This is a genomic window from Olsenella kribbiana (genome assembly GCF_036408795.1).
GTDB lineage: Bacteria > Actinomycetota > Coriobacteriia > Coriobacteriales > Atopobiaceae > Olsenella_L > Olsenella_L kribbiana.
In genome coordinates this window covers 22,897-35,876 of the sequence record NZ_JAZGJP010000005.1, presented here as the reverse complement: position 1 = coordinate 35,876, position 12,980 = coordinate 22,897, and the positions used below count along the sequence as shown (strand labels likewise).

The following is a 12,980-nucleotide window of genomic DNA, read 5'->3' as shown; positions in this document are numbered from 1 at the left end:
GGCAGCGAATGATTCCATGAGCCGTCCGAGCATCGGAGCAGCATCGGAGCGCCTTCTGCGCACGAGTGCCCTCTCCGATGGTATCGGACGGCTCCGCTATGTATCGGGCACACGCCAGGAGGCGCTCGAGCGTCTCGGGATACATACCGTCCAGGACCTCTTCCTGGACCTGCCCCGCCACTATATCGACCTCACCTGTGTGACACCGATCGCCCTTGCCGATGTCGGCACGCAGGCGACGGTCAGAGGCGTTGCTGACAAGGTGAAGGTCAAGCAGCCACGTCCCCGCATGAAGATCGTCGAGGTCTCCGTCCTCGACGATACAGGCGTGCTTGTCGTGTCGTTCTTCAAGCAGCCCTGGATAGCAGACCAGATCCACGAGGGCGATGTGCTTGTCCTTCAGGGCAAGATCTCCTTCAGCTATGGCTTCAAGGAGATGAAGAGCCCCTTCTTCGAGAATCTGGGACCAAAGGACCAGGCAGGCGCTTCTGCCCGGATACTTCCGGTACATGCCGTGGGAGAAGGCATCACGCAGGCCTGGATGAGGCGTATCGAGAGCTCTGCCGTGGCAGACTTGGGCGATGTCTCTGACTTCATGCCGGCCTCCCTTGTGGCGCTCCATGGGCTCATGAGCGAGGCCAGAGCCATACGGCAGGTCCAGTTCCCGCATAGCATGGCAGCAGCAGAGCGCGGAAGAAGGAGGCTTGCCTACGACGAGCTCCTGCTCCTGCAGCTTGCGCTCCTGACACGCACGCGGCTCGAGTCCGAGGGGCTTGCTCCCGTGCAGCACATCGTGGACGGACCTCGTTCGGCAGCAGTCCGCGCAGCGCTTCCCTTTGCCCTTACCGATGAGCAGGATGCTGCCGTATCCGAGATCTTCTCCGACATGGCCTCTCCTCACCTGATGAACCGTCTCCTTCTGGGAGATGTCGGCACCGGCAAGACGGCGGTTGCCGCCGTGGCGATCGGTGCTGTCGCCGATACTGGCACCCAGGCTGCTGTCATGGCACCGACCTCGGTGCTGGCGCGCCAGTATGCAGAGAAGATGGGGCCGGTGCTCGATGAAGCAGGCATCAGGTGGGCACTCATAACCGGTGCCACGCCCGAAGCTGAGCGCAGGACAGCAACGGAAGGCATCCAGTCGGGAGCCATCACGGCCGTCTTCGGCACGACGGCGATACTCTCCGAAGATGTCAATTTCTCCCATCTCTCGCTTGCCGTGATCGACGAGCAGCACCGCTTCGGCGTGGGGCAGAGGGCGCTTCTTCGCAACAAGGGTGCAGGTGCAGACCTTCTGACCATGACAGCAACGCCGATTCCGAGGACGCTTGCGCTTTCTGTCTACGGCGACCTCTCTGTCTCGAGGATCAGGAAGCGCCCTGTCAAGGGTGCAGGGATAACGACAAAGGTGCTCGCGCCTGAGAATGCCGATCTTGCCTATGGGGCCATACGAGAGGCTGTGGCAAAAGGGCAGCAGGCCTATGTCGTATGCCCGCTGGTCGATGCGAAGGACACGGGAGACGAGCTCGACGACGTGCCTGATGCGATGAAGGCAAAGCCGAAGGAGCTCCATGCGGCAACCGTGACGGCAGAGCGGCTTTCCCGCGATGTCTTTCCCGGCATGCGCGTCGCCCTTCTCCATGGACGCATGTCTGCCCAGGACAAGGATGAGGTGATGGGGCGCTTTGCGGCAGGCGAGATCGATGTGCTCGTCTCGACGACCGTCATCGAGGTCGGTGTCGACGTCCCGAATGCCACCGTCATGATCGTCTTCGATGCAGACCGCTTTGGGTTGGCCACGCTCCATCAGCTGAGAGGCCGTGTCGGCAGAGGCAAGATCTCGGGGCAGGTGTTCCTCGTTGCGGCAGCCAGGAAAGGCTCTCCTGCAAGAAAGCGCCTCTCTGCGCTCGAGAAGAGCTCGGATGGCTTCGAGCTTGCAGAGCTCGACCTCTCGCTCAGGCATGAAGGCGAGCTTCTGGGCTATAGGCAGTCGGGAGGCGTGGCGCTTCGCGTCGCAGACCTGGCCGAGGATACCGATCTTGTGCAGTATGCTTACGTGGATGCGCGCAATGTGGCAGAGGAAGACCCGGCACTGGAAGAGCCTGAGCATGTGCTTCTGGCACAGGAGATGAGGGCACGCTTCGGTGCCTATTTCGAGGAGGTAGAACGGGCGTGAGAGTGGTCGGCGGCATATGGAAGGGGCATCCCCTCGAAGCGCCTCAGGGACGCTCTGTCACACGCCCGACGACGGATAGGGTGAGGGAAGCCCTGGCCTCCATGATGGAGAGCGCCTTCGGGCTCGACCTCTCGGGCAGGCATGTGCTCGATGCCTTCGGCGGCTCTGGTGCCTTCGGGATCGAGATGCTCTCCCGCGGCATGGAGGAAGCGACCTTCATCGACCAGGACAGGAAGGCAGCAGCCCGCATCAAGCGAAATCTTGCTGCTGTCGGGGCAGGACGCGAGCAGGCCCATGTCATCTCCTCTGCCACGGCCACAGCGATTGCCCGGGGCTCTCTTCCGGGCGCTCCTTTCGATGCGGTCTTCCTCGATCCTCCCTACAAGATGCCGGCAGAAGAGGTGGCGGCCCTTGTCGATCAAGCCAGGAAGCAGGGGATGCTCAAGGAAGGATGCCTTGTGCTCTATGAGCGCTCTGCCACGGGAGATGCGCTTCCGCTTGCAGGAGCAGAGCTCTTGAAGTCCAAACGCTATGGCTCCACTGCCGTGGAGCTCTGGAAGATAAAGGAGTCATGAATGGCTGCATCATCCACCATCACGCACCTCGTCGTGCCGGGCACGTTCGATCCGGTGACGTATGGCCATATCGACGTGATCTCGCGCGCGCTCAAGATCTGCCCAAGGGTCACGGTCGGTGTCGCGCTCTCCCGCGGCAAGCACGGCAATGGCACGATGTTCACGCTCCAGGAGCGTGTCGACCTCGTGAAGCAGGCGCTCGAAGAGGCCAACGTGACAGAAGGCGTCGATGTGAAGCCGCTCACGGGCCTGCTTGTCGACTTCTGCCATGAGGTAGGGGCTGGCGGCGTTGTCAAGGGCCTGCGCGCGATTACGGATTTTGAATATGAATTGCAGCAGGCAAGCTTGAATTCGCGCCTTGCTCCGGATATAGAAAGTATATTTGTCATGTCGAGTCCGGAATATGGCTATGTGTCGTCTTCGATCGTGCGCGAGCTTGCCTCATTTGGTTCGGATGTGAATCTGCTCGTGCCGCCGAGCGTCTCCTGTGCCTTGAAAGAGCATTTTGCACAGGCACGCTGATGCACGAAGGCCGCATGAAGCGGTATTCTGGTATGGAATATGAAGTGATGCCAGAAGGGGCATGTTGCCCCTTGTGTGCCCTGAAAGGAGCCGAGAATGCAGCCAGGTGAGGAAACCGAAAGCCTGCTCGATGAGCTTGAGCAGCTTGTCACCGAGGCGAAGACTCCCCTTACCGGTGGTGGCGGCCGCAAGATCGTGGATGCGAACGACATCTACGAGATCATCGACGATATCCGCCGTGTCTTCCCGACGGAGTTCCAGGAGGCACGCCGCATCGTCAAGGAGCAGCAGGAGACCATCCAGCGTGCGCAGCAGCAGGCGGATTCCATCATCGCCGATGCCCAGCAGCAGGCCATGATCCTGGCAGGCGACCAGGAGGTCGTGAGGATCGCCCAGCAGCAGGCTGACTCCATCCGCGACCAGGCTGCCCAGTATGAGCGCGATACCCGCTACAACGCGGAAGAGTATGCCGACACGGTGCTTGCACACCTCGAGGACAACCTGAAGTCGCTCACGAGCACGGTGACGCGCACGCGCCAGACGCTCTCCGAGAACTCGGGCCCGCGCAACAACACGAACGATGTGCCTTGGTAGCGTGATTGCATGAGCAGAGATTTCAATATCACGATTGCGCTCGATGAGCGCCTGGCCAATCCCGGCGATTCCGTGCCCCAGGCCGGGCATGTGGATATCGACGGCTATAGCCTGGGCGACCATGACTTCGAGCTGCCGGGCGGCTTCGACTACGATGTCGTGCTGACGAATGCCGGCGAAGGCATACTTCTCACGGGCATCTTGAAGGCTCATGTCGTGGGAACCTGCGACCGCTGCCTCGAGCCTGCTGAGTTCGATGTTGCAGGAGAGGTGGACGAGTACTATCTCTTCAAGGCTCCGGACGATGCGGCCGAGCAGGTGAGCGAGGACGAGGATGGGGAAGAGGCAGGCGTCGACTATGCGCTCGTCTCTGACGATTCCACGGTCGATATCACCGATGCCCTCATGGGCGCGCTTCTGATGGATACGCCCTACGTCGTGCTCTGCAAGCCTGACTGCAAGGGCCTCTGCCCGACGTGCGGCGCCAACCTGAACGAAAGCGACTGTGGCTGCGCGAAGAAGCGCGAAGAGGAAGAGCTTGCGCAGAACCCGTTCGCCGTTCTGAAAGATCTCCATCTGGACAAGTAGCACCGAATAGGTCCAAGATGTAGAATTGCTGTTCGCGCGCATCGATAGCATGTGCGTGGTATAGTGTCTTATTGTGTGTTTCTGAGGCAAGACCGCCGGTATGCACTCCGGCGTCAGAAGGTCAAAGAGAGGTCAAGATGGCAGTACCTAAGCAGAAAAAGGGTCGCGGCGCCACGCACACTCGTCGTTCGGCCAACAGCAAGCTCGCCGCTCCGGCTCGTTCCATTTGCCCACAGTGCGGTGCACCTAAGCTTCCGCATCACGTGTGCCCGAACTGCGGCTACTACAAGGACCGCGAGGTCGTCGTCACCGAGTAGTTCGCGCTATCCAACAGAGACGTGGCCTGGGAGGCCGGCCCTTCTGGGGCCGGCCTCCTTCCTTATGGGGCCAGGCAAGAGATGGGAGCAGACATGACAGCCATCTGTGTCGATGTGATGGGCTCAGACAAGGGGCCTGAAGTCGTCCTCGAAGGCGTAGCGCAGGCGCTCGCCGCTGATTCCGACCTGACGGTCCTTGTGGCTGGAGCAGACGAGTATGTCACGCCGTTCTGCGAGAAGCATGAAGGGGCACGTCCGCTGGTGACGACCGAGGTCATCCATATGGACGAGCATCCTGCCAATGCCATCCGCACCAAGAAGGATTCAAGCATCGTGCGCGCATCTGCAGCCGTGCATGCAGGCGAGGCAGAGGGACTCTGCTCCTTCGGCTCCACGGGCGCCGTCCTTACGGCTGCCACCTTCGGTATCGGCCGCATCAAGGGCATCAAGCGTCCGGCGCTCGCTTTGCCGTGTCCCGGCGTCGGCGGCCACAAGACCGTGATGCTCGACCTTGGCGCGAACGCTGATGTGAAGCCTGAGGTCATGGTCCAGTTCGCCCATATGGGACGTGCCTATGCAAAGGTGGCGCTCGGCACCGACAATCCGAAGGTGGGCCTCCTCTCGAATGGCTCCGAGGATACGAAGGGCTCCGAGATGGCGCTCGCATACCATGCGGCGCTTGCCGAGGGCAATTGCGGCTTTGTCGGCAATGCCGAAGGCACGGATATCCTGAACGGCACGTTCGATGTGATCGTCACGGATGGCTTCACGGGCAATGTGGCGCTCAAGAGCATCGAGGGCACAGCCAAGTTCCTCGTCGCGCAGATCAAGGAGCAGGCGGGCTCTTCCAAGAAGACAGCCATCGGTGCCCTCCTCATGAAGCCTGCCCTCAAGGCTGTGGCATCGGAGCTTTCCGGTGACCGCTACGGCGGTGCGGTCCTTCTGGGCCTTCGCGCTCCTGTCGTGAAGGGCCATGGCTCCTCGAATGCAGCAGCTGTCAAGGCAGCCACGCTTGCCTGCGCAGAGGTTGTGCGCGCCCGTCTGCCGCTCGAGATCCAGCAATCCTGCAGCCTCACGAATGACCGGGTACAATAGGCCTCGTATATCCAGACAAGAGAAAGGCGGAGCTCATGACCCGCGATGAGATTCTTGCAAAGGTGAAGGACATCGTCGCCGACACGATCGACGGCGCCGATGCTTCGAAGATCACAGAAGCCACGACGTTCGAGGACCTCGGCGCAGATTCCTTCGACCGTCTCGAGCTTGTCACGGCCTTCGAGGAAGAGTTCGACGCAACGCTTCCCGACGAGGTGCTTGCTAGCATCGACTCCGTGAAGGATGCTGTCGACGCGATTGAGAAGGTCCTGTAGGTGCAAGAGAACAATTCAGCTGCATACGTAGACGAACACGTCGCTGCTGCAGAGAAGATGCTTGGCTACCATTTCGAGAACCGTCAGCTCATCGTCTCTGCCATCACGCATCCATCGGCCGTGGAGAACGAGCCTATCTGGGCCTCGTATGAGCGCCTCGAGTTCCTTGGCGACTCCATCCTCGGCGCGATGGTTGCGACCGACCTATTCGAGAAGTTCCCGAACATGGACGAGGGACAGCTCACGCGTCTCAAGATCTCGCTTGTCTCGGGAGCGACGCTCTCCGAGGTAGGCGAGGCTTTGGGCATCGGCTCTCTCATCATCTTCGGCGAGTCGGAGAAGGGGACGGGTGCCCGTGGCATGCACTCGGCGCTCGAGAACGTCTACGAGTCCATCGTCGGCGCCCTCTACCTCGATGCAGGGTATGAGCGGACGCACACGTTCGTGCGCGATACGCTTTCGCCCTACATGGTGGCAGAGCGTGCACAGCGCCCGCTCTCTCCGAAGAGCAGGCTCCAGGAGGTCACGCAGAAGGACCTCAAGTGCGCTCCGGTCTACAAGCTCGAGAGCGAGGAAGGGCCTGCACACAATCCGACCTTTACGAGTGTCGTGCTTGTGCAGGGCAACCGCATCGGACGTGGATCCGGCTCCTCGAAGAAGGAGTCCGAGACAGCAGCAGCAGAAGATGCACTGCGCCGTCTCAAAGAGAACTTCCGCAAGCCAATCCAGTAGCAGTCCTTTTCCTCCCGCATCCGAAAGGCTTTCCCACCCGTGTACCTCAAGTCGCTGACCCTCAAGGGCTTCAAATCATTTGCCGACAAGACCAGCATGACATTCGACCCAGGCCTGAATGTCGTGGTGGGACCGAATGGCAGCGGCAAGTCGAATGTCTCCGACTCGATCCTGTGGGTTCTGGGAGAGCAGTCTGCCAAGATGCTCCGTGGCCAGGCTATGGAGGATGTCATCTTCTCCGGCTCCTCGGCCAGGCAGCCCGTGAGCATGGCAGAAGTCACGATCGTGCTCGACAACTCGGACCATACGCTGCCGATCGACTTCGACGAGGTGGGGATCACCCGCCGCATGTATAGGTCGGGCGAGTCCGAGTATCTCATCAACGGAGCTCCGGCACGTCTTCTCGATATCCAGGACATCCTCCATGACTCGGGTCTGGGCAAGGACACCCATTCGATCATCTCCCAGGGAAAGCTCGATTCGGTCCTCGCAAGCAGGCCGGAAGACCGCCGCGAGCTCATCGAGGAAGCAGCCGGCATCTCGAAGCACAGGAGGCGCAAGGAGAGAAGCGAGCGCAAGCTCAAGAGCATGGACCAGAGCCTGACCCGTGCCAAGGATGTGCAGCGCGAGATCACGCGTCAGCTCCGTCCGCTCGAGCGTCAGGTCACGAAGGCACAGAAGAGCCATGAGATCCAGGACCGTCTCTCCGAAGTCACGCAGATTTTGGCAGTGGACGATCTTCGCCAGCTCCAGGCACAGCATGGAATGCTCCAGCAGCGCCAGAAGGAAGCTGATGCCGCCGTCGACCTCGGCAAGTACCAGCTCCAGAAGAAGACCGACGAGCTCGACCATCTCCAGGCATTGCTCGAGGAGAAGGGCCTCTTCGTAGGCGACCTCGGCGAGCAGCGCCGCCATATGCAGGACATCCAGTCCCATCTCGACTCAGACATCCGCATCCTGGAGGAGAAGGGCAAGAACATGGTCTCCCGCCTCTCCGAGATGAGGTCGAGCCTCTCGTCCATGGAGAAGCAGAAAGCAGATGCCGCACGCGAGCTCTCGGAGATGCAGGGAGACCTCTCCGATGCCCAGGTGCAGACAAACGAGCTCAAGCGTCAGGTACGTGAGCTCACGCCTGAAGTGCAGAACGCAGCCAACAGGCGCCGCGAGCTTGGAAACCGCCAGTCGAAGCTGGTGGGCGAACAGCGCGCAGCGCAGCGGGAATCCGACCAGGAGACCGTCGCCTATGCGCGTCTCAAGGACCAGATCTCGAATGCCGAGGTCGAGGACCAGATGTATGCAAGCAGGATCTCAAGCCTCGAAGAGACGCTCTCCGTCTGCGAAGAGACGCTTGCAGAGAGGCGCGGACGCAAGGCTGAGCTCGAAGAGGCGAGGACCGCTGCACAGGAACGTGCAGATGCGGCCCACGAGACGATCCGAAAGAGCCAGGACGAGGCAGCAGGTGCACGGCGTACCCTCGAGGATGCACGCCGCAAGCTCTCGCAGGCCGAAGCCTCGCTTTCGGCGCTTCGCTCGGTCGATGCCTCGCAGGAAAGTGCAAGCCCGCTTGCAGGTGCTCTTGCCAAGCGCGGCGATGTGAAGGAGAGGATTGTCTGCCGCCTGGGCGATGCGCTCGACGTGCCGCCTGAGCTCGACGACCTCGTGGAGCGCCTTCTGGGCGACGATATGGCAGCCCTTGTCGTGGAGGATGCTGAGGATGCTGCAACGGTAGCGTCGTCGGCTCTCGGGATCCGCGGTGCCAAGGGAACGGCGACGATCGTCTCGAAGAAGGCAGCAGCCACAGAGCTCCCTTCAACAGACGGCGTGGCAGGCACAGCCCTGATCGATTCTGTCCATGCACAGAAGGGTGCAGAGAAGCTGCTCTCCGCTCTTCTCGGCGATGTGCGCATCGTCGACACTGCGCGTGCGGCAATAGAGGCCCACGAGCAGTGGCCTGCCTATACCTTCGTCACGAAGGACGGCGTCACGGTGCTTCCGGACGGACGCTGCGTCGTCGGCTCTGGCCGTGGCGTCGAGCAGGGCGCCCTTGAGCGCAAGCGCCGCATCCGTGCCCTCGAGGATGGCATGGGAGCGCTCGAAGCGGCACAGAAAGAGGCAGAGACCAAGGAGCGCTCGCTCGAGAAGGCGCTGTCCGGTGCCCGCGACAGCGAGGCCAAGGCAAAGGGCGAGCTTGCTCAGACCCGTGCCGAGCTCAGCTCCGTGACCTCTGAGATAGGACGCCTCGAGCAGCAGGCACGCCAGGCAGCGTCCGAGAAGGCAGGCGTCGAGAAGCGCCGCGAAGAGGCGAAATCGAAGGTCGAGAAGGCACGCTCCGAGGTGGAGCTCCATCACGGCAAGGCAGACGAGGCAGCTGTCCGCGTGAAGAAGCTCACAGAGGAGCTCGACGACCTCTCGAGCAAGCGCAGCGAGGCATCGCGCGAAGAGTCCGATCTCGAGCGCAAGCTCTCCGACGCGAAGCTCAGGCTCGCGACGGTCACGGAGCGTCTCCGTCATCTCGAGACAAGGACGAACGAGCTCGAGAAGAGGGACAAGACGCTCACAGAGCGCATCGATGCCACAAAGAAGGCGGCAGAGGCGCTCGATGTGCTGCGCGATCGCGTGGACCCGCTCCATCAGCGCTACCGTACCCTCATCGAGACAGCAGATGAGTGGGGACGTCGTCTCTCCGATCAGGCAAGCCTCGCCGAGGCAGACTCTGAAGACCTCAAGAAGACGATCCACGAAGCGAAGGCAGCAGTCGATGAGGCCTCCGCTGCGCTCGAACGCGCCAAGACCACGTCGCAGGACCTCAAGGTCGAAGGCGGCAAGCTCGAGGTGCAGGTCGAGAACGCGATCAATGCGATTGCACAGACAGGCGCCGTGCTCGAGGAAGCGCTCAATCTCCCTGAGCCCGAGGACAGGGGAGCGCTCGAGGAGGAGCGTGACTCACTCAAAGCGCAGCTTGCCAAGATCGGCCCCGTGAACGAGGTTGCCATGGATGAGTACACGCAGCTCAAGGAGCGCGCAGACTATATCCACGAGCAGGTGGAGGACCTCGAGAGCGCACGGGCCTCGCTTGCGAAGATCACGGCTGCCATAGAGCGGAAGATGAAGAACCGCTTCCTTGCGGTCTTCGACCAGGTGAACACAAACTTCCAGGACATCTTTGCGATGCTCTTCCCGGGAGGGCATGCCCACATCGAGATGACGGACCCGGACCATCTCTCCGAGACCGGCATCGAGGTCGTGGCGCAGCCTGTGGGCAAGAGGATTGCGAAGATGACGCTCATGAGCGGCGGCGAGAAGTCGCTGACGGCCCTTGCCCTCCTCTTTGCGGTCTACAAGACCCGTACCGTCCCCTTCTACGTCTTCGACGAGGTGGAGGCGGCACTCGACGAATCAAATCTCGGGAAGCTGCTGATGGCAATAGATATCCTGAAGGAATCGACGCAGCTCATCGTCATTTCCCACCAGCGGCGTACGATGGAACAGGCGGATGTCCTGTATGGTGTATCCATGCAGGCGGATGGTGTGAGCCATGTCGTGTCGCAGCGGCTGGATCATGCTACAGGAAAGGTGGTCGATGCCTAAGATGGGACTTTTTGACAGGCTGAAGCATGGCCTCTCCCGCTCGCGCGAGGCCATGAACGAGCTCTTCTACATGGGCGGCGAGGTCGACGAGGAGTTCTGGGAGAACCTCGAAGACACCCTTGTCATGGGCGACATGGGAGCAGAGGTCGCCATGAAGGTCACCGATGACCTGCGCGAGGAAGCGGCACGCAAGAACCTGAAGACAGCGCCTCAGCTGAGGGAAGCCCTCGCCAAGCGCCTTGCCCAGGAGTTTGCTCCTGTGGAGCGCGACCCCTTCACCGATCTTCCGTCCGTCGTCCTCTTCGTCGGCATCAACGGTGCCGGCAAGACCACGACTGTGGGCAAGCTTGCGGGAGATGCCCACAGGCATGGAAAGAGCGTCCTCATCGGCGGCGCCGATACGTTCCGTGCTGCTGCCATCGAGCAGCTTGAGGTCTGGGGCACAAGGGTCGACGTGCCGGTCATCACACGCGAGAGGGGAGCAGACCCGGCGTCTGTCTGCTACGACGTCGTCGATACGGCAGAGAAGCAGGGCGCCCAGCTTGTTCTCATCGATACCGCAGGACGTCTCCATACGAGCCCTGAGCTCATGCGCGAGCTTGCCAAGATCGTGAATGTCACAAGGAAGCGGAGCTCCTATCCTGTCTCGGTCGTCCTCGTGATCGATGCCACGACGGGCCAGAATGGCCTTCTCCAGGCCAAGGAATTCAACGATGCCCTCGATGTGGACGGCCTCATCGTCACGAAGCTCGACGGCACGGCAAAGGGCGGCATCGCTGTCGCCATCTCTCATCAGCTGAACCTGCCCATCTACCGCATCGGCGTCGGCGAGGGAGCGGAGGATTTCCAGTCCTTCGATGCCCTGTCGTTCTGTCGTGCGCTTGTGGGAGAGAACGAAGGGAATCGATAGATGTTCAACAGCCTTTCTGACCGCCTGCAGGACACCCTCGACAAGCTGCGCGGCAAGGGCCGCCTGACCGAGGACGACATCAATGTCGCCATGCGCGAGATCCGCATGGCCCTGCTCGAGGCGGATGTCAACTACCGCGTCGTGAAGGACTTCGTTGCCTCCTGCAAGGAGAAGTGCCTCTCGGCCGAGGTCCTGGATTCGCTCACGCCGTCCCAGAACGTCGTGAAGATCGTCCTCGACCAGCTGACCGAGCTTCTCGGCACGACCGAGTCGAAGCTCACGCTTGCACAGAACAGGACGCCCAATGTCATCATGCTCGTCGGCCTCCAGGGCTCCGGCAAGACGACGGCGGCATCGAAGCTTGCCTACCTCTTGAAGGGCCAGGGCCACAAGCCCCTGCTCGCTGCCTGCGATACCCACCGCCCTGCTGCAGCAGACCAGCTCGAGACCTTGGGCAAGGAGATCGGCGTCCCTGTCTATCGCGGTGACGGCAAGGACGCTGTCAAGGTCGCGAAGGAGTCCATCAAGGCTGCTGTCGACGGCATGAACGACATCGTGATCGTCGATACGGCAGGGCGTCTCCAGATCGACGAAGAGATGATGCAGGAGGCTGTCGACATCAAGGATGCGGTCAAGCCCGACCAGATCCTCATGGTCGTCGATGCCATGACCGGCCAGGACATTGTGAACGTCGTCTCGACCTTCGCCGAGCGCGTCGACTTCGACGGTGTGATCATGTCGAAGCTCGACGGCGATGCCCGTGGCGGCGGCGCACTCTCGGTGCGTGCCGTGACCGGCAAGCCCATCAAGTTCGTGTCCATGGGCGAGAAGCCGGATTCCCTCGAGGTCTTCCATCCTGACCGCATGGCAAAGAGGATTCTCGGCATGGGCGATGTCGTGGGCATCATCGAGCAGGCCCAGAAGACGGCTGACGAGCAGTCCATTGCAGATGCCGAGAGGATGCTGCGCGAGGGCTTTACCATGGACGACATGCTGACCCAGATGCAGCAGATCCGAAAGATGGGCGGCGTCAAGAAGATCATCGCATCCCTGCCTGGTGGCGAGCGCATGCTCAAGCAGGCAGGAGATATCGAGGACGAGAAGCAGCTCAAGCGCATCGAGGCCATGATACGGTCGATGACAAAAGAGGAGAGGGCAAGGCCCAAGACCATCAATGGCCAGAGGAGAAAGCGCATTGCTGCCGGTTCCGGCAGGACGGTCCAGGAAGTGAACCAGCTCCTTAAGCAGTGGAGCGAGATGAACAAGATGATTGGCAAGATGCGCCAGATGTCTCAGCAGGCTTCCAAGAACGGCAAGATCTCCAATCGTCAGCTCCAGCAGATGATGAGGCAGGCACAGGGCATGGGCGGCATGCCTGGAATGGGCGGCATGCCCGGCATGGGCCGTGGCGGCAATCGTGCTTCCAGAAGGCGCGGCTGGTAGCTCGTACCTCATGCTCAACTGCATATAAAGCGTTTGGTCAGAGCCTCCCATGCTGGGAGGCTCTTCCTGTTAGATTCCCGACAGCGCGAATACCTATTTCTGTCTGGCTCATGGTTTAGAGTGCTGTATGAAAGCGGGACTCCTATCGATATGCCTACTGCAGCG

Annotated in this window: 12 protein-coding genes; all 12 read left to right on the top strand. The window is 61.1% G+C overall.

Translation table 11 applies throughout. The annotated features are described in order from the left end of the window. The first annotated feature begins 16 nt into the window (after positions 1 to 16). The 12 genes from recG (at position 17) to ffh (ending at position 12,815) form a co-directional block, all read left to right on the top strand. Positions 17 to 2,176 carry an ATP-dependent DNA helicase RecG gene (recG, locus tag VXJ24_RS04650; protein WP_330971755.1) on the top strand — a complete coding sequence of 720 codons (2,160 nt, stop codon included), beginning with the start codon at positions 17 to 19 and terminating at the stop codon, positions 2,174 to 2,176. Further along, positions 2,173 to 2,751 (top strand): 16S rRNA (guanine(966)-N(2))-methyltransferase RsmD, encoded by a 579-nt coding sequence (rsmD, locus tag VXJ24_RS04645; protein WP_330971754.1) that lies wholly within the window; start codon positions 2,173 to 2,175, stop codon positions 2,749 to 2,751. Before recG ends, rsmD begins: the two co-directional genes overlap by 4 nt. Beyond that, a complete protein-coding gene (gene coaD, locus VXJ24_RS04640) occupies positions 2,752 to 3,273 on the top strand; it encodes a pantetheine-phosphate adenylyltransferase (RefSeq protein ID WP_330971753.1) in 522 nt (173 codons plus the stop codon). A 96-nt stretch (positions 3,274 to 3,369) separates the two neighbouring features. After that, positions 3,370 to 3,867 (top strand): ATP synthase subunit B family protein, encoded by a 498-nt coding sequence (locus VXJ24_RS04635; protein ID WP_330971752.1) that lies wholly within the window; start codon positions 3,370 to 3,372, stop codon positions 3,865 to 3,867. Positions 3,868 to 3,876: 9 nt separating this feature from the next. Further along, on the top strand, positions 3,877 to 4,455 hold the full coding sequence (locus VXJ24_RS04630; RefSeq protein WP_330971751.1) for a YceD family protein: 579 nt from the start codon (positions 3,877 to 3,879) through the stop codon (positions 4,453 to 4,455). 137 nt (positions 4,456 to 4,592) lie between these two features. Continuing rightward, on the top strand, positions 4,593 to 4,772 hold the full coding sequence (gene rpmF, locus VXJ24_RS04625) for a 50S ribosomal protein L32 (protein ID WP_330971750.1): 180 nt from the start codon (positions 4,593 to 4,595) through the stop codon (positions 4,770 to 4,772). Positions 4,773 to 4,865: 93 nt separating this feature from the next. Then, positions 4,866 to 5,867, top strand: a complete 1,002-nt coding sequence (gene plsX, locus VXJ24_RS04620) for a phosphate acyltransferase PlsX (protein WP_330971749.1) — start codon at positions 4,866 to 4,868, stop codon at positions 5,865 to 5,867. 35 nt (positions 5,868 to 5,902) lie between these two features. Continuing rightward, the gene (locus VXJ24_RS04615; RefSeq protein ID WP_330971748.1) at positions 5,903 to 6,142 is read left to right on the top strand and encodes an acyl carrier protein; all 240 of its coding nucleotides are present in this window, start codon (positions 5,903 to 5,905) and stop codon (positions 6,140 to 6,142) included. Positions 6,143 to 6,199: 57 nt separating this feature from the next. Continuing rightward, positions 6,200 to 6,874, top strand: a complete 675-nt coding sequence (rnc, locus tag VXJ24_RS04610) for a ribonuclease III (protein WP_330971877.1) — start codon at positions 6,200 to 6,202, stop codon at positions 6,872 to 6,874. A 39-nt stretch (positions 6,875 to 6,913) separates the two neighbouring features. Beyond that, positions 6,914 to 10,462: a chromosome segregation protein SMC gene (smc, locus tag VXJ24_RS04605; RefSeq protein ID WP_330971747.1), complete on the top strand. Its 3,549-nt coding sequence runs from the start codon at positions 6,914 to 6,916 to the stop codon at positions 10,460 to 10,462. 1 nt (position 10,463) lies between these two features. Next, positions 10,464 to 11,372, top strand: a complete 909-nt coding sequence (ftsY, locus tag VXJ24_RS04600; protein ID WP_330971876.1) for a signal recognition particle-docking protein FtsY — start codon at positions 10,464 to 10,466, stop codon at positions 11,370 to 11,372. Next, positions 11,373 to 12,815, top strand: a complete 1,443-nt coding sequence (ffh, locus tag VXJ24_RS04595; protein WP_330971746.1) for a signal recognition particle protein — start codon at positions 11,373 to 11,375, stop codon at positions 12,813 to 12,815. It abuts the gene before it with no gap. Positions 12,816 to 12,980 lie beyond the last annotated feature (165 nt).